We start from the raw sequence: 19,961 nt of genomic DNA on the forward strand, positions 1-19,961 counted from the left end.
GCCCCCGACCGGGCCACGGAAAACCGCCGGGACGCAACTGGTGAGTGGTTTCTTGCAGCGCGTGGAGTAAACCCGCGATTGATCTATGGGCAACCCGCAACGGCCACGCCCGACATTCCTAGACCAGCGGTAATCTCCAGCCGAACACCTCGTCCTGCGGTAACCAACCCGCGCATATCAGTCTGACCGCGCCGTCGCCAACGACACGCTGACCACGAACCGAACGCCTCCCGGCCACCCAAAAAGGAAGCGGTCCCGGACAACCCAGCCCGGGACCGCTTCCCCACGCCCTTGACAGACGCGAACTACATATCAGTTGAGGCCCAGTTCGTCCTTGCCGAAGGCGAAGAGGTACGGAACACCGGCTTCGGCCTCGATCTTTTCCTTAGCTCCCGTGTCGCGGTCCACGATCACGGCGACGGCCACCACGTTGCCGCCGGCTTTGCGGACGCCTTCGACGGCGGTAAGCGCGGAACCTCCGGTGGTTGAGGTGTCCTCCAGTACCAGGACCTTGCGTCCCTCGACTGAGGGACCTTCGACCTGGCGGCCCATGCCGTAGGACTTCTGAGCCTTGCGGACCACGAACGCGTCCACCGGGCGGCCGGCGTCGACGGCGGCATGCATGACGGCGGTGCCCACCGGGTCTGCCCCCATGGTGAGCCCGCCGGCGCACTCGAAATCGATCCCGGCGTCCGCCATCAGGGAGAGCATCACCTGTCCCACCAGCTTGGACGCCTCGTGGTGCAAGGTGATGCGGCGCAGGTCGATGTAGTAGTCGGCTTCCGCGCCGCTGGAGAGGATGACCTTGCCGCGGACGACGGCCAGTTCCTTGATCAGTTCCAGGAGTCGGGCACGGGCAGCGGCAGCGTCGGCTGCGAAGTCACGGGTGGCAGTCATGGGTCCCAGTTTAGTGGCTGGTCCGCCGCGGATTCCCAGCCGGCGTCCTGTATCTCGGCGCACCAGAGGGCGTACCGGACGGCGGGCGCTGAGGGCCGGACGCCAGGGCCGGGCTAGGGCTGCGGCTGGGATTCGGCGCGCCGCGCGAAGGCCGGCGCGTGCTCGGGGCGCGGACCAAAGGCGATGAAGCGGGGCATGATGGTGCGGAACGCCGGAACATGCCGGGCGAAGAAGAGTGCCGCGGCCGGAAATCTTGTCCGCCTCCCGGTCATGATCGGGACGAAGATCGCGCGTTGCATGATCCGCTGGACGGTCTGCACAATGACAGTGGGCAGCCGCCGTCGTCGTTCCACTTTCTCCAGGTCTGCCGTGGTCACCCGGCCCCGGAGCAGTGCGGGGGCCAGGTACTCGGCGGCAGCCGCAGCGTCCTGGATGGCGAGGTTGATTCCGACGCCGCCGGCCGGGGACATCGCATGCGCCGCGTCCCCGATGCACAGCAGCCCGTTGATGTGCCATGTGTGCAGCCGGTTCAGGCGCACGTCCAGCCAGTGGAGGTCATCGAGGGAAGCGATGGCATCAACGCGGTCAGCAAGGTCCGGGCGGAGCGCCGCGACTCGACGCCGGAAACCCTCGACGCCTTCCGCACGGATCCGGACGTCGGTGCCCTTGGCGGCGAGGTAGCCCATTTGGTAGTAGTCGTTGCGGAACAGTGCCAGCAGCGCCTCGCCGGGGCCGAACACCGGCACGAGGCCCGCCACCTCACCCGTTTCGGAGGGATAGCGGGGCAACCGGAACCACCATGTGTCGAAGGGTACCGGGAACTCTTTTGGCGCCAGCCCGGCCGCGGTGCGCAGCGCGGAATGGCGGCCGTCTGTGGCAACCACGAGGTCCGCCAGGAGTTCGTCCTGCGTGCCGTCGGGGGTCCGGAAGCGGACTCCGCGGACGCGGCCTCCGTTGCGGACCAGACCGGTGGCGGTGTGGCTCATGAGCAGCGTGAACCCCGGTTCCTGGGCTGCGGCGCCGGCGAGGAAGCTCAGGAAATCCCATTGCGGCATCATGGCGATGTAGTTGTACGGCGGCGGCAGGGCGTCAAAATCGCCCATCGTTACCGGCGGGCCGCCCGGGACGGGGAAAGCGACATTCTTCAGGCGGCTCTGCGGCAGCCGGCGGAATTCCTGGCCGAGTCCGAGTTCGTCAATGAGCCGGATGGTGGACGGGTGCACGGTGTCGCCGCGGAAGTCGCGCAGGAAATCCGCGTGCTTCTCCAACACCGTCACCTGCACCCCGGCCCGTGCCAGCAGCAAGCCGAGCATCATCCCCGCAGGTCCACCGCCCACCACCGCGCATCCGGTCTTCTCCATGGCCCCACGCTACGCCTGCGCGCGGTGGTGCGGGAGGGGGTATTCGCGCACGAACGCGGCATCCGTATCCCGAAAGACATGAGCCCGTGGGTTGCGACGACATCTTTGGCGCGGCGGTTCCCGCCCTGCGCGTCGGTTCCGGCCCTGCGCGGCGGGAATCCGCGTAGCGACGGCCCGAATGTGGAGCGCCAGTCTGGAACCGCCGCGCAATTCCGACGGCGGAGCTTCCCCTCACCGCCCGGGCCGGCCGCAACAGTTGAGCGTTGTTGACAGCGCTGGCTAGGCTGTGAGGCATGCGTGAACTCCAGGCGAAGATCATCGAAGAAATGGGCGTGCAGCCCCGGATCGACCCCGCCGGGGAGGTGCGCAAACGCGTGACGTTCCTCAAGGAATACCTGACGGCCACCCAGACCAAGGGGTTTGTCCTGGGCATCTCGGGCGGCCTGGACTCCTCCCTGGCGGGGCGGCTGGCCCAGCTGGCGGTCGAGGAGCTCGAGGCCGACGGCATCGAGGCGAATTTCGTGGCCGTGCGGCTCCCCTACGGAGTCCAGCACGACGAGGACGACGCGCAGGCTGCCCTGGACTTCGTGCGCGCCAAGACCGAATGGACGTTCAATATCTCGGCCGCAGTGGACGGCTTCGAGGACGAGTTCGAGAAGACCGTGGGCACGGAGATCTCCGATTTCCACAAGGGCAACACCAAGGCCCGGACCCGGATGATTGCCCAGTACGCCCTGGCCGGCGAGCACAACTACCTGGTGATCGGCACGGATCACGGTGCTGAATCCGTCACCGGATTCTTCACTAAGTTCGGCGACGGCGGCACGGACATCCTGCCGCTGTTCGGCCTCAACAAGCGCCAGAACCGCGCGCTGCTGGCCGAACTCGGGGCGCCGGCCCGGATCTGGGAAAAGATCCCGACGGCGGATCTCCTGGACGGCAAGCCCGGCCGCACCGACGAGGACGAACTCGGACTGGGCTACGACCTGATCGATGACTACCTCGAGGGCCGCGATGTGCCCGATGCCGCGGCGGAACGGATCGAGGCCATGTACCTGCGGACCCGCCACAAGCGCACGGTCCCGGTGACGATTTTTGATACGTGGTGGAAGGACCAGGGCACCGAGGGGTCTACGGCCGGTCTCTGATCGGAACCGGGCGCTCCGTCCGGGGGCACGTTGAACCCGGAAAGGACGGTTCCAGTGCCTGACGCCGACGTGTCCGTGTCAAAGTGCCCCGCGACGGTTCGCTGGGCATCAGGGCCAGGCCCTCGATGAGGTTCCACCTACGGGATCAGCACAACCTTGCCCCGGACATGGCCTGCACGGCTGATGCCCAGCGCCCGGGCAGCCCCGGTGAGCGGCAGGCGTTCGTAGATGCTGAAGCGGAGCTTTCCGTCGGCAGCCAACTGGGCCGCATCCCCCACCCGCCCGTCCAGCAGCCGGACCGGGGCGATTCCCGCGGCGGCGGACTCCTTGCCGGGCACAGTGGTCACTGCGGTTCCGTGGCCGCCGAGCAGCTGAACGGTTGCCGCCGTCGCCTCATCCCCGCCGAAGGTGTCCACCACTGCGGTGATGCTGCCCAGGGAGCGGACACGCTCGGCGAGCCCTTCGCCATAGGCCACGGGTTCAGCGCCAAGCCCGCGCAGATACTCGTGGTTCTGCCCTGACGCGGTGCCGATGACCCGGGCGCCGAGGTCCCGCGCGATCTGGACGGCGGCCGAGCCGACACCCCCCGCCGCGCCGTGGACCAGGACGGTGTCCCCAACACCCACCTGCAGCTGGACCAGGGCCGAATACGCTGTGCCGCCCGCGATCGCCATGCAGGTCGCCTGCTCAAAATCGATGCCTGCCGGTTTGGGCGTCAGCTGCCCGGCCGGAAAGTTGGAAACGGAGCGGTAGCCTCCGGCAATGCCGTTCCAGATGACTTCGTCGCCAACGTGGAACCCGGTAACGCCGGGGCCGACGGCGGTCACCGCACCGGCAGCTTCACACCCGGGGACGCCAGGGAGCTGTAGCGGGAAGAAGCGCTCCAAATAGCCTGCGACGAGCTTCCAGTCCATCGGGTTCACGGCGACGGCGCGGATGCCTACCTGGACCTCGCCCTCCGCAGGCGGCTGCGGGTCCTCCTCGACTACGGTGACGACGTCCGGGCTGCCATAGTGATCGAAGGAAATCCTGATGTTTTTAATGAGCCCGCGCTCCCTTCGGCTCGATGTGGTTGCGGCCTATGCTGCCAGCTTCCGGCACAACCGGCGCGTGCGCAAGCGCCTCATGTTGGTCGCCATTGTCGACTCTTCAGCGGGACGTAGCCTCGTCCCAAACGGGGCACTCCCAAACGGGGCACGTTGAAGCTCTGTGGGGCCGTTTCGCCGCCAACTGCCGGCGTATCCGTGTCAAAGCGCCCCCGGACGGCGCGTTATGGCACGCCCGTGCCATCACTGCTACTCCGGCGCCGGCGCCGGAGCCGCGGCGCCATCCGGAGCGCTATCCAGCGCCCTGCAGCAGCGTCGAGATGCGGTGGGCCTCATCCATGAGCAGCCGCCCCAGCTGCGGGCGCCGGTCTTCCCGGAAGCGTGGCTCGATGCCGGTCAGGGACAATGCCCAGGCGGGGCGGTCGCGCTGGTCGAAGACCGCCGCGCCCATCCCCCAGCTGCCTTCCAGGACCAGCCCGGGGTTGACCGAATAGCCTGCCCGCCGCGTCGCCCCCAGGTTCTCCCGCACGAGCGCTTCCGTATGGGCGGCCGCAAAGGCGCCGGCGTGCGCTGCCCAATTTGCGAGCAGCTCTTCCTGCTCTTCCGCCGGCAGGAAGGCCATGATGGCGGTGCCGGCGGAGGCCACGCCGAGCGGGAACCTGACGCCCTCATGCAGCACGAAGGAACGGACCGGGAAACTGCCTTCCTCCCGGAGTAGGCACACCGTTTCGTTGCCGCGGCGGATGGAGAAGAACGCGCTCTCGCCGGTTTCTTCGGCGAGGCGGCGGAGGCTCGGCCGCGCGATGTCCTCTAGGGGGAAACGCGCCGAGGCCACGGACCCCAGCAGCAGGATCTCCGGGCCCAGGACCCAGTTGCCGCTGCCCGGATCCTGATCCAGCAGCCCCTCGGCCGCCAGGGAGCTGAGCAGACGGTGCACCGTGGGGCGCGTCAGTCCCGATTCGCGTACCAGCTCCACCAGCGCAGAGCCCTCCGGCTTCTGGCCCACGATCCTGAGCAGGGCCGCGACCCGGCTCACCACCTGGGCGCCTTGCACAGGGACGGAGTTCATCATTTTCCTCGCGATTCTTCAGATATATCCACATTATGGACTCAAATCAGCGTACCGTCCACACTGTAAAAACGCGTTAGCCTCGGCGGAAATTCGGCGTTGACAGTGCTTCATGCCACACCATAGGCTCCTACTTCAGGCGAATAGTCCACAAAGTGGATCACGGCGGCGGACTTCGAGACCCGGCCGCCGGTGACTCAAAAGCTCAATGAGGAGATGCAATGTCAAAGGTGAAATCCGGGGCGGCGGCCGCCCTGCAGGACGTACTGCGGGACGGCATGACGCTCGCCGTCGGCGGTTTTGGCCTCAGCGGGATCCCCGCTGACCTGATCGAGGCAGTGCGGGACTCCGGGGTGAAGAACCTGACGGTCGTCTCCAACAACATGGGTGTGGACGGCAAGGGTCTCGGCATACTGATCGAGGGCGGCCAGGTCCGCAAAGTCATCGCCTCCTACGTCGGGGAAAACAAGCTCTTCGCCGAGCAGTACCTCGCCGGCCAGCTCGAGGTGGAGTTCACCCCGCAGGGCACCCTTGCCGAGCGGCTGCGCGCCGGCGGCGCCGGCATCCCGGCCTTCTACACCAAGACCGGTGTGGGCACCCTCGTCGCCGAAGGCAAGCCGCTGGCGGAGTTCGACGGCGAGACTTTCGTCCTGGAACGAGCCATCAAGGCCGACGTCGCGCTGGTCCACGCCCACACCGCCGACACCGACGGCAACCTGATCTACCGGTACACCGCCCAGAACTTCAATCCGGTGGTGGCTACGGCCGGCGCCGTGACGGTCGCCGAAGCCGAGGTGATCGTCGAGCCCGGCCAGCTGGACCCGAACCACATCATCACCCCCGGCGTGTTCGTCCAGCGCCTGGTCCTGGCCAGCGGCCGCGTCAAGGACATCGAACAGCGCACCGTCCGCCCCCGGCTCGAAGTGGAAGTTGAAGCGGCGCACGCCGCGTCCGCCGTCACCGTCTAATCCGGCCTGAGCGCCGCCCACCCACACGTTTTCAGGAGAATCACTATGGCTTGGACCCGAGATGAAATGGCCGCAATCGCGGCCGAAGAACTGAACGACGGCGACTACGTCAACCTTGGCATCGGCATCCCCACGCTGGTGGCCAACAACCTGCCCGACGGCGTCCGCGTTGTCCTGCAGAGCGAGAACGGCCTGCTCGGCATGGGCCCGTTCCCCTACGAGGGCGAGGAAGACGCCGACCTCATCAACGCCGGCAAGCAGACCGTCACGGTCCTGCCCGGCGGCAGCATTTTTGACTCCGCGACCTCCTTCGGCATGATCCGCGGCGGCCACGTCAAGGTCGCGATCCTCGGCGCCATGCAGGTCTCCGGCGCCGGCGACCTCGCCAACTGGACCATCCCCGGCAAGATGGTCAAGGGCATGGGAGGCGCCATGGACCTCGTGGCCGGCACCCCGCGCGTCGTGGTCCTGACGGAGCACAACGCCAAGGACGGCACCGCCAAGATCGTCAAGGGATGCACGCTGCCGCTCACCGGGCTCAGCTGCGTGGACCGCATCATCAGCGACCTCGCGGTCTTCGACCTCGTGAAGCAGGAACAAGAAACAGGCGCCGGCCGGCAGCTGACGCTGACCCGCCTGGCCCCCGGCGTCACCGTGGAGGAGATCCGCGAAAAGACCGAGGCAGAGTTCGACGTCGCCCTTGAGCTCGAAGGAACCAAAGTGGAGGTGGCGGGAGCATGAGCCTCAAAGACCAGTTCGGCAAGGATGTCCTGCTCACCGGCTGGGGCCACAGCCGCTTCGGCAAGCTGGCGGACGACACCCTGGAATCCCTGATCGTGCAGGTCGCCACCGAGGCGATCGGCAACGCGGGGATCGAGCCCGGCCAGATCGACGAGATCTACCTCGGCCAGTTCAACTCCGGCATGATGCCGCTGGCGTTCCCGTCCTCGCTCGCCCTGCAGGTCTCGGACCAGCTCGCCAACGTGCCGTCCACCCGGGTCGAGAACGCCTGTGCCTCCGGCTCGGCCGCGTTCCAGCAGGGCACCAAATCCCTGCTGGCCGGCACCGCGAAGACCGTCTTGGTGATCGGCGCCGAGAAGATGACGCAGGCCGGGGCTGACGTCGTGGGTGCGGCCCTGCTGGGCGCCGACTACTACATGGCCGGCAAGGCCTCCACCACGGGGTTCACCGGGCTCTTTGCCGAGGTCGCGAAGCACTACGGCAAGCGCTACGGCGCCGGCAGCCAGGACGGCCGCCTCGGCGACATCCTGGGCACCATCGCGGCGAAGAACCACCGCAACGGCGTCGACAACCCCTACGCCCAGCTCCGCAAGGACCTCGGCGAGGAGTTCTGCCGCACCGTCTCGGACAAGAATCCTATGGTCGCCGATCCGCTGCGCCGCACCGACTGCTCCCCCGTCTCCGACGGGGCCGCCGCCGTCGTGCTCAGCGTCTCCCCCACGGGCGGGGCGACGGCGCCGGTCCGGCTCGCCGGCTTCGGCCACGCGAACGACTTCTTCCCGGCCGAGCGCCGGGACCCCACCGAGTTCGCCGCGACCCGCGCGTCCTGGCAGCGCGCGCTGGGGATGGCCGGCGTCGGACTGGAGGACCTGGACTTCGCCGAAGTGCACGACTGCTTCACCATCGCTGAACTGCTCATGTACGAGGCCATGGGACTGACCGAACGCGGCCAGGGCGCCCGTGCGCTCGAGGAAGGCTGGGTCTTCAAGGACGGCAAGCTCCCGGTCAACGTCTCGGGCGGACTTAAGGCCAAGGGCCACCCCGTCGGCGCCACCGGCGTCTCGCAGCACGTCATCGCGGCCATGCAGCTTACCGGGACGGCCGGGGACATGCAGCTGGCCAACCCGCGCCGGGCGGCGGTGCAGAACATGGGCGGCGTGGGTATCGCGAACTACGTCAGCGTGCTCGAAGCCGTCTAGAAAGCAGTGCGGGCTCAGATACTGCCGCTGGTGGACATCTTGATGGACCGTATCTGAGCCCGCGTTGCTGGTCACGGCCCGAAACGGCCAACCGCGCCGGGGGGACTAAACTCGGTCCAAGCCCATCCACCACAAATGCGAGGAGCCCCCCATGCGCGCCACCATCATCCACGGTCCCGGCGACATCCGAGTCGAAGACCGCGACTACCCCACACTCCAGCTGCCCACCGACGTCGTCGTGAAGGTCACCGCCTCCTGCGTCTGCGGCTCGGATCTGTGGCCCTACCGCGGGGTCAAGCCCACCCACAAGCCCTCCGCAATCGGACACGAGTTCATCGGCACGGTCGAAAGCGTCGGCGAGGACATCAAGGACCTTGCCGTGGGCGACCTCGTGATCGCTCCCTTCGTGGTCAGCTGCGGCGAGTGCCCCCAGTGCCTCAACGGAGTCACGGTTGCCTGCGACCACCTCGCGGGCTGGGGCGGCAAGGATGACACCGGTCACGGGATCGATGGCGGCCAGGGCGAAGCTGTCCGCGTGCCGCTCGCCGAGTCCACGCTGGTCAAGGTTCCGGGCGTCACCGATCCCGACGACGCCCTCCGCGCCAGCCTGTTGACGCTCTCCGACGTCATGGCCACCGGCCACCACGCGGCCCTGGCCGCCAAGGCCGGGCCCGGCCGAACGGTCGTCGTGGTCGGCGACGGCGCCGTCGGCCTCTGCGGCGTGCTGGCCGCCAAGCGCCTCGGCGCGGAGCGGATCATCGCCATGTCACGGCACGCCGACCGGCAGGCGATCGCCCGCGAATTCGGGGCCACAGACATCGTGGCCGAGCGCGGGGACGACGGCGTCGCCAAGGTCCGCGAACTGCTCGGCGGCGTCCTGGCCGACTCCGTACTGGAGTGCGTGGGTACCAAGGAATCCATGGAGCAGGCGCTGCACAGCGTCCGCCCGGGCGGCGCCCTCGGCTTTGTGGGCGTCCCTACCGGCGGAGCCGAAGCGCCGCTGCGCTTCCTGTTCGACACCAACATCTCGATCGGCGGCGGCATGGCCCCGGCCCGGACGTACATCCCGGAACTGCTGGCGGACGTGCTGGACGGCACCATCAATCCGGGCCGGGTGTTCGACTCGGTCATGCCGCTTGAGAAGGCGCCCGAGGCCTACCGCGCCATGGACGAGCGGAGCGCCATCAAGGTCCTGCTGACCCCGTAGCCGGACTCCCCGACGGCGGGGGCGCCGGATGCCGCGCAACTGCTTGCCCCCGCCCTTGCACGGGCAAGGGCGAAGGTCTAGCGTGAAGCGCATCAGCATCCACCGCCGTCGAGGAGCCGTCATGGCCAGGTTTGTGCAGATCATCGAATTCCAGACGTCCCGCATCGAGGAGGTCGAGGAATTGGGCCGCCCGTCAAGAACCGACGGGTCCACGGCCCCGACCTTCCGCCGCATTATGGCCACCGGCGACCGCGACCGCCCCGGCACCTACCTCACGATCGTTGAATTCGACTCCTACGAGTCGGCCATGGAGAACTCCAACCGGCCCGAGACCTCCGAATTCGCCGCGAAGATGGCCGCCCTGTGCGACGGTCCGCCGGTTTTCCGCAACCTGGATCTCATGTGGGAGGACACCGGCGAGGCCGACGCCGGCCAGTAGGTCGGCAGCCGCACTCGTCAGAGGGATAACTGCGGGGGCCGCACCGCCAAGGCACAGAGCCCGCAAAGCGGCCGCAGTTGAATATGCGGACAGGACGTGGGAGCAGGGAAATGGGTTCTGCAGAGGGCAGGGCGCCGGAAAGCTTCGTCGTGGATCTCAGTGCACTGGGCCCCGCTCCCCTGCCACTCGTGGGCGGCAAGGCCGTGAACCTCGGCAAGCTCACCGCGGCCGGTTTTCCCGTGCCGCGCGGCTTCTGCCTCACCACGGCCGCCTACCGGAAGGCCGCCCCGGCGGGGCTGGAAGCCCTCGCCGCACACCTCGACGCGCTCGCGTCCAAAACGGCCTCCGACGACGTCTCGTTGCCCCACGCCACACCCGGCCAGCCCGAACCGGGGCTGGGCGAACTGGCCCGGCAGGCGCGGGAGATGATCGTCACCGCACCGATCCCCGCCGACGTCGATTCGGCCGTCCGCACCGCCTACGCGGTCATGGGCAGCGGGGCCACCGTCGCCGTCCGGTCCTCCGCGACCGCCGAGGACCTGCCCTTCGCCAGCTTCGCCGGACAGCAGGATTCCTTCCTGGACATTTCGGGAGCCGATGCCGTGGTCGAGTCGGTCCGGCGCTGCTGGGCCTCGCTCTGGACCGAACGGGCCGTGGCCTACCGTTCCGCCTACGGGATCGGCCATCGCGACGTGGGACTCGCCGTCGTCGTCCAGGACGTCGTCGCGGCCACCACCGCCGGCGTGCTGTTCACCGCGAATCCCGTCACGGGCACCCGGACTCAAACGGTCATCGACGCAAGCGCCGGCCCGGGCCAGGCGGTGGTCTCCGGGAGTGTGAACCCGGACCATTTCGTCACGGAGACGGCCACGGGACGCATCCTGCTCCACTCCCCGGATGGGACGGCGGCCGGCCGGCCGCGCAGCCTGGACGACGCCCAGGTCCGGGAACTCACGACGCTGGGCGACACGGTCCAGCGGCTGTTCGGCACACCCCAGGATGTGGAATGGGTGATCGACGCCGCGGGCAAGATCTGGCTGACCCAGTCGCGGCCCATCACCACCTTGTACCCGTTGCCGGACCCTGCCGCGGCCCAACCCCTTGGCGCGGAGTCGAGCGTCGCCGCTGAAGCCCGGGTGTATCTGTGCGGCACCCTGCTCCAGGGTCTGACCCGGCCACTCACCCCGATGGGGCTCTCCGTGCTGGGCTCAATGGGAAACCGCAGGGGGCCCTGGCAGTACGTCAACCCGGGGCTGCGCATGTTCATGGACATGACGCCCATGGTCCGCAACAAGTACGGCCGCCGCTACCTGCTGCGAATCCTCCCGCTGGCGGACGGGAGGTCGGCCGCGGTTTTCCCGGCGCTCCTGGACGATCCGCGGTTCGGCTTGCGCGAAAGGCCGTCCCGGCGGACCCGTCCCGGCGCGGCCGGGGCACCCGCTCCCCAGAGATCGGCCCCGCAGAAACCGGCCCTCCACAAACCGCGAACGGGTGGCCCGGCAGCACGGCGTGCGGACGGCACGGCAACCCTGGCTCTGATGCTCCGGGTCATTCCGTCCCTGTTGCGGGCCGTAGTGCGGCCGGCAGCAGAACTGCGCCGCGCCTTCGACTACGGAACCCGCCTCGAAGCAGAGCTTGTCCTGCCGGAGCCGGCCACGCCGTTCGGCCGGCTCGATCACGCCCAACGCATCCTGGACCGCGCCGTGACCGGGCTGATCCTGGCCACCCTGCCCGGACCGGCCGTTGGTTACCTCATGCTGGCCTTGGCCCGCAGGCTGTTGCGCGGGATCGCGGAACCGAGGGAACTCGAGGCAGTGTTGCGGGGGCTGCCCAACAACGTCACCACCGAGATGGACCTTGAGCTCTGGCATCTGGCCGTCACAATCGGCGCGAATGCAGCATCCCGTGAAGTGTTCCTGGCCCACGGCCCGAAGGAACTGGCCACCCTGTACGCGGCCGGATCGCTGCCGGCAGTAGCGCAGACCGGCCTGGGTGTGTTCCTGGACCGCTACGGCCACCGCGCCGTGGCGGAGATAGACCTTGGCATGCCGCGGTGGTCGGAGAAGCCGGACCATATCCTCGGCATGATCTCGAACTACCTTCATGTGGAGGACCCGGAGCAGGCCCCCGACCGGCAGTTCGCCCGCGCCGAGGAGCACGCCGAGGCCAGGATCCGCAGCCTGGTGGAACGGACCAGGGCCCGGAGCCGGCTCCGCGCCCGGCTGGTGGAGTTTTGCCTGCGCCGGACCCGGCAGTTGTCGGGACTGCGCGAACTGCCCAAGTTTTATGTCGTCCTCGCCCTCGCGGAAATGCACCGGCAACTCAACGCGATCAGCACCGAACTGGCACGGGCCGGTGCGATCACCGCCGCGGACGATGTGTATTTCCTGGAATTCGACGAGGTCCGCGTCGGTTTGCGAGGTGCCGGCCTCAAGGGCATCGTCGCGGCCCGGCGCCGGCTCTACGACGTCGAACTACGCCGACGCCGGATTCCCCGGGTGCTGCTCTCCGACGGCACGGACGTGGAGGCCGCCGTGATGGCCAAGTCCCCAGCCTCCGGCGCCCTCGCCGGGACACCGGCGTCGGCCGGTACCGCCACCGGAACGGTTAGGGTCATCCTGGATCCGGTGGGCGCCCACCTTGAACCCGGGGAAATCCTCGTGGCACCCTCCACCGACCCCGGCTGGACACCGCTGTTCATGACCGCCGGCGCCCTGGTCATGGAGATGGGCGGGGTGATCTCCCACGGCGCAGTGGTGGCCCGCGAATACGGCATCCCGGCCGTGGTGGGCGTGCCGGACGCGACCACCAGGCTGCGGACCGGACAGAGGGTGACCGTGGACGGATCCGCCGGAACGGTGCGGCAGGTGGATGCCCCGCTCTCCCCTGCGACGGCCGCCGGCAGCCTGGCCGGCTGAGCAGATGAAGGGGCTATGTGAGGTCTATGGTGTCTGTCGGCCGCAAGGCACAGGGCACGCCGTTTCCCGAGCCCGGGGGCTTCGGTTCGGGGCTGGTGGACGATGCCGCCCGCCGGGACGCCGCGTTGCCCGACTTCGACTGGGCCCTCCTTCCGGAAGGCGTGGTGCGCGGTGAGTTCGCGGCGCCCAGCGGCACCCTGGCGACCATCTCCACCGGAGATCCCGGGAAGCCGCGCGTCGTGCTCATCCCGGGCGCAACCGGCTCCAAGGAAGACTTCATCCTCATGCTGCCCGAGCTCGCGGCGGCCGGCTATTTCGTCCTCAGCTGCGACATCGCCGGGCAGTATGAATCCGCCCAGGCCGGGCCCGAAAACCTCGTTCCGCCCCGGTGCCGCTACGACTACGAACTCTTCCGCGATGACCTCCTCGCCATGCTGGACGCCGAAGAAGGCGCGGTGCACGTCGTGGGGTACTCCTTCGCGGCGATCGTCGCCCAACTGGCCTTCGCCCAACGGCCAGAGAAGTTCCGCAGCCTGACCTTGATCAGTTGCCCGCCCGAGCCGGGGCAGAGTTTCCGCGGTGTACGCCTGGCCGGCTGGTTCAGTCGCTGGGTCAACAACAGGGTCGGCACCGCGGTGATGATTTGGGGTATCCGCAGGAATGTTGCCCGTGTGGCGCCCAAACGACTGCGGTTCGTGAAGAGCCGGTTCGCGTTCACGCGCCGCGCCTCGGTCATCGACATCATCGGCCTCATGAAGCACACACCGGATCTGCGGCGGGCCCTGGCCACTGGGACGCTGCCGAAGCTTGTCGCCGTCGGCGAACACGACCTCTGGCCGCTGGCGCTGCACCGGCACTTCGCGCAGTCGATCGGGGCACGGATTGCGGTCTACCGCGGCGGCCACAGCCCCAGCGAGACCTCGCCGTACCAGATTACCCGGGACCTGATTGCGCTCTTCGATGCCTCCGTTTCGGCATGACTGAAGCGACCGGTCGAGACGAAGACCGTCAATAGACCCTTGCACCGCGGCCCGTGGCACCGTACGTTGGGGACAGCGGACGAATGTCTCCGCAGCCGTTGGCCCTAGGGCCGCCGGAGATCAGCAGCATTTCAGAAGGATAAAGGCATGGCTACAGGCACAGTTAAATGGTTCAACGCCGAAAAGGGTTTTGGCTTCATTGCCCCGGATGACGGGTCGGCCGACGTTTTCGCCCACTACTCGGCAATCGCCAGCAGCGGCTACCGCTCGCTGGACGAGAACCAGAAGGTTGAATTCGACGTCACGCAGGGCCCGAAGGGTCCGCAGGCTGAGAACATCCGCCCGCTCTAAGTACTCAGGAAAAGCCCCGGCCGCCCGGCCGGACACTTTCCCCGAAGACCACAACGCCCCTCCGGAGGATTCCTCCGGAGGGGCGTTTGTGTTTTTCCCCTGCCGCCGGGCGCCCTGTGTCAGCCGACGCCGGGCGTCCCGTGTCAGCCGACGTGGACCCACGGACGCCGCGTGACGTCCGGTTCGGCCTCGCGCAGCACCTCCCGCGTAACCGGGGCGATCTCGCCTTCGCCAAAGGCCAGGAACCGCAGGAGGTTGGTGAACGGATTTCCCTCCGTCCAGCGGAAGTAGATGTGCGGCATCAGCCCGGTGACATCGCGGATGTGCAGCAGCACGGAGGCGATCGTGTTCGGAACAACAGGCCCGTGGACCTCCAGGACCTGGTACCCGTGCCGGATTACCCCGCGGACCACGAGCGCGGTCTCGAAGTCCGACGAGTCGTCCACCACGACTTCAAGGAACAGCGCCTGGTAGTCCACCGGGAGGTGGCTGACCTCGATCGCGGATGTGAGCTTGTCCCGGTACGCCTCAGCGCTCAGCCGCAGCGGCTCGTGGGCAATGATCGCGATGGGGCCGGTTTCGTTGGCGGCGAGGAATTCCAGGGCCGGGGTGTCCATACGCACATGCGTGGCATGCAGCTCGAAGGAGCGCCGGAGGCGCGAGAGCAGGGAAATGACGATGATCCCGAGGATAAAGAACGAGGCGATCCGGATGCCTTCAGGCCGCTCGAAGATGTTGGCCACCGTGGTGTAGATGAACACGACGGCGATGATGCCGAAGCCGATGGTGCGTTTACGTTGATTCCCGCGCCGGGCGGAGAATGTCACGGCAACCGCGGCCGAGGTCATCAGGACGAGGACGCCGGTGGCGTAGGCGCCGCCCTGGGCGTCGACGTCGGCGTCGAAGAGCAAGGTGATCAGGAACCCCACGAGCGTGAAGACCAGAACCAGCGGGCGCACGGCCCGGGCCCATCCGGGGGCCATGCCGTAGCGGGGCAGATAACGGGGCACCAGGTTCAGCAGCCCCGCCATGGCGGAGGCGCCAGCAAACCACAGGATGGCAATCGTGCTCAGGTCGTAGACAGTACCGAAACCGTTTCCCAGATATTCGTGCGCGAGGTATGCCAAGGCACGCCCGTTCGCCTGGCCGCCCGGCTGGAACGCCTGCGCCGGGATCAGCACCACCGTGGTGAAGCTAGTGGTGACCAGGAACGCACTCATGATGAGGGCCGCCGTCGTCAGCAGCCTGCGGGCACCCTTGATCCGGCCCTCAGGGTTCTCCTCGGTATCCTTGGCGTGACCGCGGATCTGCGGCATGACGGCGACGCCCGTCTCGAAGCCCGACAGACCCAGGGCCAGCTTCGGGAAGACGAGCAGCGCGATGCCCACCACCATCAGCGGGTTCCCGTTCTGGGTGGTCAGGGCCAGCCGCCAGTTGTCGACCGCCACCGGTTGGCGCACGACCTCGATGATCGTTGTGATGACCACGATGACGTTCAGTCCGAGGTAAATACCCACAAGGACGACGGCGACGCCGATCGCCTCCTTGAAGCCGCGCAGGAACACCGCGGAGAGCATGGCCAGCAGGAACAGTGTGACGGCGACGTTCTGGCCCTGCATCCAGGCCGGCGCAAGGGGGTTTTCGATGGCGTGGGCTGTTGCGTCTGCGGCGGAGAGCGTCATGGTGATCATGAAGTCGGTGGCAGCGAACCCCAGCAGCACCAGGACCAGGAGTTTCCCGCCCCAGCGTGGGAGCAACCGCTCCAGCATGGCAATGGATCCCTCGCCGCTGTGGCTTTCCCCGGCCACCCGGCGATACACCGGCAGTGCGCCCAATAGGGTCACGGCAACCAGGACCAGGGTGGCCAGCGGCGAAATCACGCCGGCTGCGAGGGCGGCAATGGCGGGCTGGTAGCCCAGCGTGGAGAAGTAGTCCACGCCGGTCAGGCACATCACCTGCCACCACGTGTGTTTTTTCAGGTGGCTGTCGCTCACGGCCCCGGGCCCCTGATGGATTCCCTTGGCGTCTTGGAGGCCGAACAGCAGCCAGTTCTTGAAATGCTCCCCGGCGCCGGGCAGCTGTGCCGAGGGATCTGCCGGTGGCCGGCTGAGCGTGGTCATGTATCCCTTTCCAGGCGACGCATCGCGCCGCTTCCGTCCGCGAGAGTACCAGCGCACCAAGCCGTCGCGATCCTCCGGCGAACAATCCTGACGGATCCTTAACGCCCACGGCACCGAACGCCACGCCGGAGCTGAGGCTGATTCAGCTTGGACCCAACTGCGCTTTCTGAAGATCCGATACAGGATGGTGCCGACGGCGGCCATCAAAGGGCCGCCGCATTAAGAGAACGCAAATTTGTGGCCTGCCGGCATATGGAAAGCGTTAAGGCCCATTCCGCTGCGGCCCTACCGGTGCTGTCCTGAAGCAAGAGGACACCGCGGCCGCCGTGGCTGCGGTCCGATCCTCGGCAGGAGCCAAGCGAAATGAACACCATGCCCCGGCGGACGCAGGACACATCCGGTCTTCCGGCCAGTGCCGGTGCCTCGCGGGATTTCGTCGCCGTCGATGACAGCGGGGAGTTTTCGTATCACCGGTCGGAACAGGATCTGCTGACGGCGTTTGAGTACGCCGGGGAAGCCGCGTGCATCATCGACCGCAGCGGCAGCGCCTATCGTCTGGCGCTGGATTCGAACCGGCACCTGATCCTTGGACCGGCGCTCGGGCCGGTGGAATTCCATTGGCTCCGCCACGCGTGGCTGGACGCGCAGAACGCGCACCCGGAAGCCCACCGGCTCCGGCGCTTCTACCCCGTTACCAGGGACGAAGTGGTGTCGGGCCTGTTCGAAACCCTCGCCCTGGAACGCGGGACGGAACCGGCCGCGGGAGCATGGTCTCTGGACATCGACGGCCTTGCATCCCGCGCGTCCAACATTCAGGAGATCGACCGCCGGCTCGCACGCCAGGACCGGCTGCAGCAGGCCCGTGTGAAGGACCCCTTCGGACACATCTACCGACCCGCGCGGCACCCCAAACACCGGTACCTGCCGGCAGCCGGCGGATCCATCCTCTACATAGAAATCCCCGCCCAAGCCGCGGCTCACTGAAACCGATCCTCCGCGAGCAACGGCCGGTGTTAAGGATCCGTCAAGATCGCCCCGGCTCGGGAGCGGCTCCCGGCTCCGGTGTTATCGTCGTCAGTAAACACGATGGTGGGCATCGCGCGGAGAGGCATAGATGACCACGATGAGCAGGCCGCCTTCGGATCCCTCAGCAGCACGGCCGGGAGCCGGGGAAAACTTCAGAAGATGGCTGCTGTTCGGCCTGCAGGATGCCAAGGGCGTTCACCAGGGCCCCGGCGCGGTGAGCGATTCGCACCTGAAGAAACATCAGTGGTGGCAGGTCATGTGCCTGACCGGCGTCGATTACTTCTCCACCCTGGGCTATCAGCCGGCCATTGCGGCCTTGGCCGCGGGCGTGATCTCCCCGCTGGCGACCATGGTGCTGGTTGCCGTCACCCTGCTGGGCGCCCTACCGGTCTACCGCCGGGTGGCCGGGGAAAGCCACCGGGGTGAAGGCTCCATCGCCATGCTCGAGCGGCTGATGCCGCGCTGGAGCGGCAAACTCCTCGTGCTGGTCCTGCTGGGGTTCGCCGCCACGGACTTCATGATCACCATGACGCTCTCCGCCGCCGACGCCACCGCGCACGCCATCGAAAACCCCCTTTCGCCGGCCTGGATGCAGGGCCAGAACGTCGCCGTCACACTGTTCTTGCTCGCCCTGCTGGGCGCCGTGTTCCTGCGCGGCTTCAAGGAGGCCATCGGTGTTGCGGTCGTCCTGGTCGCCATCTACCTGGGCCTGAATGTCGTGGTGGTGATTACGACCCTTGTTGAAGTGTTCACCCACCCGGTTGCCGTCGACGACTGGTGGCTGGCGCTGACCACCCAGCATGGGAGCCCGCTCATGGTGGTCGGGATCGCGCTGCTGGTCTTCCCGAAGCTGGCCCTGGGCCTCTCCGGCTTCGAAACGGGGGTGGCCGTGATGCCGCAGATCAAGGGGCGCCCCGGTGACACCGAAGACAAGCCGGTAGGCCGGATCGAGGAGGCCCGCCGGCTGCTGACAACTGCCGCCGTCATCATGAGTGCCTTCCTGATCACGACCAGCTTCACCACGGTGGTCCTGATCCCGGCGCAGGACTTCGAACCCGGCGGCCCGGCGAACGGCCGCGCCCTGGCGTTCCTGGCCCATGAATATCTCGGGAACGGCTTCGGCACCGTCTATGACCTGAGCACCATCGCGATTCTGTGGTTCGCCGGTGCCTCCGCGATGGCGGGGCTGCTCAACCTAGTGCCCCGCTACCTGCCCCGCTACGGAATGGCGCCCGGCTGGGCCCGGGCCGTGCGCCCGCTGGTGCTGGTGTTCACGCTAGTCGGGTTTCTGATCACCTGGCTGTTCGACGCCAACGTCGACGCCCAGGGCGGCGCCTACGCCACCGGCGTCCTGGTCCTGATGACCTCGGCAGCCGTCGCGGTGACGCTCTCGGCGCGCCGCCGGCAGCAGCGCAAGCGCACCATCGGCTTCGGCATCATCGCCGTCGTGTTCATCTACACCACGGTCGCCAACATCTTCGAACGCCCGGAAGGCATCCGGATTGCCTCGTTCTTCATCCTCGGGATCATCGTCATTTCCCTGCTCTCCCGGCTCCGGCGTTCCTTTGAGCTGCACGCCACCCATGTCCATCTGGACCGTCGGGCGCTCGAATTCATGTCCTCCAACGTGGAGGGTCCCATCTCGCTGATCGCCCACGAGCCGCTGCGGCTCAGTGCCGAGGCCTACCGGGAGAAACTGACCTCCGCGATTGAGGTCAGCCACCTGCCGGTGGACTACCAGGCGTTGTTCCTGGAAGTGATCGTGGACGATTCCTCCGACTTCGAAACCGAGCTGGAGGTCCGGGGCGTCATGCGGCACGGGTACCAGGTCCTCGAGGTCCACGGGCCCGTGGTGCCGAACACCATTGCCTCGGTGCTGTTCCACATCCGGGACGTGACCGGGCTGATGCCGCACATCTACTTCCGCTGGACGGAGGGAAACCCGGTGGTGAACCTGCTGCGGTTCCTGTTCCTGGGCGAGGGCGAGATTGCCCCCGTCACCCGCGAGGTGCTGCGCGAAGCCGAACCCGACGTCACCCGGCGCCCCTGGGTGCACGTCGGCTGAGCGCCGCCGGAATCCATGCCCTAAACCCGCTGCCGACGGCGCCCGCCCCTTTCACCCACAGCCCCTGTTGCCGTTTCCCGTGCCTGCTAAGACGGCGTCAAGATCCGGCGTCGGGGCGTTAAGAAACCATCAGGACCCGGCTTTTTCCCTCTGCCGAGGGGTTGACTTTCAGTAGCCCCGCAAACGGGGCGCGGATGAAAGGAACCTGCAATGGCCGACCTGGCTGTTATCGGAATCCTCATGGCTGCCATGGGGTTCGTCATGTGGATCGGTCACGTTCTGGCCGGGATGGTCGGCGGCGCCGATGACCGGCCGGAGGGCGGACAATGAGCGCCGACGCCATCATGTGGCTCGTCCTGCTGATTGCCGGACTGTGCCTCTTCGGTTACCTGCTGGCCGTCCTGATCCACCCGGAAAGGTGGTGAG

At 67.6% G+C, this 19,961-nt stretch carries 17 protein-coding genes; 12 read left to right on the forward strand and 5 right to left on the reverse strand.

Annotated elements, in window-relative coordinates; all coding sequences use genetic code 11:
- Nucleotides 1-312: 312 nt before the first annotated feature.
- The gene (gene pyrE, locus BLQ10_RS12625) at nt 313-897 is read right to left on the reverse strand and encodes an orotate phosphoribosyltransferase (protein WP_091562503.1); all 585 of its coding nucleotides are present in this window, start codon (nt 895-897) and stop codon (nt 313-315) included.
- 113 nt (nt 898-1,010) lie between these two features.
- A complete protein-coding gene (locus BLQ10_RS12630; protein ID WP_091562506.1) occupies nt 1,011-2,258 on the reverse strand; it encodes an FAD-dependent oxidoreductase in 1,248 nt (415 codons plus the stop codon).
- Nucleotides 2,259-2,551: 293 nt separating this feature from the next.
- Between BLQ10_RS12630 and nadE the strand changes: the two genes are divergently transcribed.
- Entirely contained in the window at nt 2,552-3,406 is an 855-nt protein-coding gene (nadE, locus tag BLQ10_RS12635) for an ammonia-dependent NAD(+) synthetase (protein ID WP_091562509.1), read from the forward strand.
- Between the two features lie 137 nt (nt 3,407-3,543).
- On the opposite strand, the gene BLQ10_RS12640 is transcribed toward nadE, so the two are convergent.
- Together BLQ10_RS12640 and BLQ10_RS12645 are read right to left on the reverse strand one after the other, a co-directional pair.
- Nucleotides 3,544-4,449 (reverse strand): NADP-dependent oxidoreductase, encoded by a 906-nt coding sequence (locus tag BLQ10_RS12640; protein ID WP_091562512.1) that lies wholly within the window; start codon nt 4,447-4,449, stop codon nt 3,544-3,546.
- Nucleotides 4,450-4,744: 295 nt separating this feature from the next.
- Entirely contained in the window at nt 4,745-5,521 is a 777-nt protein-coding gene (locus BLQ10_RS12645; protein WP_091562516.1) for an IclR family transcriptional regulator, read from the reverse strand.
- Between the two features lie 221 nt (nt 5,522-5,742).
- On the opposite strand from BLQ10_RS12645, the gene BLQ10_RS12650 reads away from it, so the two are divergent.
- From BLQ10_RS12650 to BLQ10_RS12685, 8 genes are all read left to right on the forward strand, one after another.
- A complete protein-coding gene (locus BLQ10_RS12650; RefSeq protein WP_091562518.1) occupies nt 5,743-6,489 on the forward strand; it encodes a CoA transferase subunit A in 747 nt (248 codons plus the stop codon).
- Between the two features lie 45 nt (nt 6,490-6,534).
- A complete protein-coding gene (locus BLQ10_RS12655; RefSeq protein ID WP_091562519.1) occupies nt 6,535-7,230 on the forward strand; it encodes a CoA transferase subunit B in 696 nt (231 codons plus the stop codon).
- Nucleotides 7,227-8,429: an acetyl-CoA acetyltransferase gene (locus tag BLQ10_RS12660; RefSeq protein ID WP_091562520.1), complete on the forward strand. Its 1,203-nt coding sequence runs from the start codon at nt 7,227-7,229 to the stop codon at nt 8,427-8,429. The genes BLQ10_RS12655 and BLQ10_RS12660 overlap by 4 nt, the downstream gene beginning before the upstream one ends.
- Before the next feature lie 151 nt (nt 8,430-8,580).
- Nucleotides 8,581-9,636 carry a zinc-dependent alcohol dehydrogenase family protein gene (locus tag BLQ10_RS12665; protein ID WP_091562521.1) on the forward strand — a complete coding sequence of 352 codons (1,056 nt, stop codon included), beginning with the start codon at nt 8,581-8,583 and terminating at the stop codon, nt 9,634-9,636.
- A gap of 82 nt (nt 9,637-9,718) precedes the next feature.
- Nucleotides 9,719-10,075, forward strand: coding sequence for a hypothetical protein (locus tag BLQ10_RS12670; RefSeq protein WP_254785542.1), 357 nt, complete (start codon nt 9,719-9,721; stop codon nt 10,073-10,075).
- A 110-nt stretch (nt 10,076-10,185) separates the two neighbouring features.
- Nucleotides 10,186-12,993 (forward strand): PEP/pyruvate-binding domain-containing protein, encoded by a 2,808-nt coding sequence (locus tag BLQ10_RS12675; protein ID WP_175558602.1) that lies wholly within the window; start codon nt 10,186-10,188, stop codon nt 12,991-12,993.
- A gap of 26 nt (nt 12,994-13,019) precedes the next feature.
- Nucleotides 13,020-13,973 (forward strand): alpha/beta fold hydrolase, encoded by a 954-nt coding sequence (locus BLQ10_RS12680; protein WP_091562526.1) that lies wholly within the window; start codon nt 13,020-13,022, stop codon nt 13,971-13,973.
- Nucleotides 13,974-14,120: 147 nt separating this feature from the next.
- A complete protein-coding gene (locus BLQ10_RS12685; RefSeq protein WP_013599688.1) occupies nt 14,121-14,324 on the forward strand; it encodes a cold-shock protein in 204 nt (67 codons plus the stop codon).
- Nucleotides 14,325-14,467: 143 nt separating this feature from the next.
- Here BLQ10_RS12685 and BLQ10_RS12690 read toward each other — a convergent pair whose 3' ends face one another.
- On the reverse strand, nt 14,468-16,444 hold the full coding sequence (locus tag BLQ10_RS12690; RefSeq protein ID WP_091562527.1) for an APC family permease: 1,977 nt from the start codon (nt 16,442-16,444) through the stop codon (nt 14,468-14,470).
- Between the two features lie 363 nt (nt 16,445-16,807).
- Here BLQ10_RS12690 and BLQ10_RS12695 point away from each other — a divergent pair, with 363 nt between their 5' ends.
- The 3 genes from BLQ10_RS12695 to BLQ10_RS12705 all read left to right on the forward strand — a co-directional run bounded on the left by BLQ10_RS12695 (nt 16,808) and on the right by BLQ10_RS12705 (nt 19,960).
- Complete coding sequence (locus tag BLQ10_RS12695) at nt 16,808-17,428, forward strand: hypothetical protein (RefSeq protein ID WP_091562529.1); 621 nt, start codon at nt 16,808-16,810, stop codon at nt 17,426-17,428.
- Nucleotides 17,429-17,558: 130 nt separating this feature from the next.
- Nucleotides 17,559-19,535 carry an APC family permease gene (locus BLQ10_RS12700; RefSeq protein WP_091562531.1) on the forward strand — a complete coding sequence of 659 codons (1,977 nt, stop codon included), beginning with the start codon at nt 17,559-17,561 and terminating at the stop codon, nt 19,533-19,535.
- Nucleotides 19,536-19,861: 326 nt separating this feature from the next.
- Complete coding sequence (locus BLQ10_RS12705) at nt 19,862-19,960, forward strand: potassium-transporting ATPase subunit F (RefSeq protein ID WP_091562535.1); 99 nt, start codon at nt 19,862-19,864, stop codon at nt 19,958-19,960.
- The last annotated feature ends 1 nt before the right edge of the window (nt 19,961 follow it).

Origin of the sequence: Arthrobacter sp. ok362 (assembly GCF_900102785.1) — a bacterium.
GTDB lineage: Bacteria > Actinomycetota > Actinomycetes > Actinomycetales > Micrococcaceae > Arthrobacter.

Bases quoted from the DNA above. Each gene is read 5' to 3' on its own strand.
- BLQ10_RS12675 (WP_175558602.1), top strand. From the start codon at position 10,186: ATGGGTTCTGCAGAGGGCAGGGCGCCGGAAAGCTTCGTCGTGGATCTC.
- BLQ10_RS12685 (WP_013599688.1), top strand. From the start codon at position 14,121: ATGGCTACAGGCACAGTTAAATGGTTCAACGCCGAAAAGGGTTTTGGC.
- BLQ10_RS12660 (WP_091562520.1), top strand. From the start codon at position 7,227: ATGAGCCTCAAAGACCAGTTCGGCAAGGATGTCCTGCTCACCGGCTGG.
- BLQ10_RS12695 (WP_091562529.1), top strand. From the start codon at position 16,808: ATGAACACCATGCCCCGGCGGACGCAGGACACATCCGGTCTTCCGGCC.
- BLQ10_RS12690 (WP_091562527.1), bottom strand. From the start codon at position 16,444: ATGACCACGCTCAGCCGGCCACCGGCAGATCCCTCGGCACAGCTGCCC.
- BLQ10_RS12630 (WP_091562506.1), bottom strand. From the start codon at position 2,258: ATGGAGAAGACCGGATGCGCGGTGGTGGGCGGTGGACCTGCGGGGATG.
- BLQ10_RS12705 (WP_091562535.1), top strand. From the start codon at position 19,862: ATGAGCGCCGACGCCATCATGTGGCTCGTCCTGCTGATTGCCGGACTG.
- BLQ10_RS12645 (WP_091562516.1), bottom strand. From the start codon at position 5,521: ATGAACTCCGTCCCTGTGCAAGGCGCCCAGGTGGTGAGCCGGGTCGCG.
- pyrE (WP_091562503.1), bottom strand. From the start codon at position 897: ATGACTGCCACCCGTGACTTCGCAGCCGACGCTGCCGCTGCCCGTGCC.
- BLQ10_RS12665 (WP_091562521.1), top strand. From the start codon at position 8,581: ATGCGCGCCACCATCATCCACGGTCCCGGCGACATCCGAGTCGAAGAC.
- BLQ10_RS12655 (WP_091562519.1), top strand. From the start codon at position 6,535: ATGGCTTGGACCCGAGATGAAATGGCCGCAATCGCGGCCGAAGAACTG.
- BLQ10_RS12680 (WP_091562526.1), top strand. From the start codon at position 13,020: ATGGTGTCTGTCGGCCGCAAGGCACAGGGCACGCCGTTTCCCGAGCCC.
- nadE (WP_091562509.1), top strand. From the start codon at position 2,552: ATGCGTGAACTCCAGGCGAAGATCATCGAAGAAATGGGCGTGCAGCCC.
- BLQ10_RS12650 (WP_091562518.1), top strand. From the start codon at position 5,743: ATGTCAAAGGTGAAATCCGGGGCGGCGGCCGCCCTGCAGGACGTACTG.
- BLQ10_RS12700 (WP_091562531.1), top strand. From the start codon at position 17,559: ATGACCACGATGAGCAGGCCGCCTTCGGATCCCTCAGCAGCACGGCCG.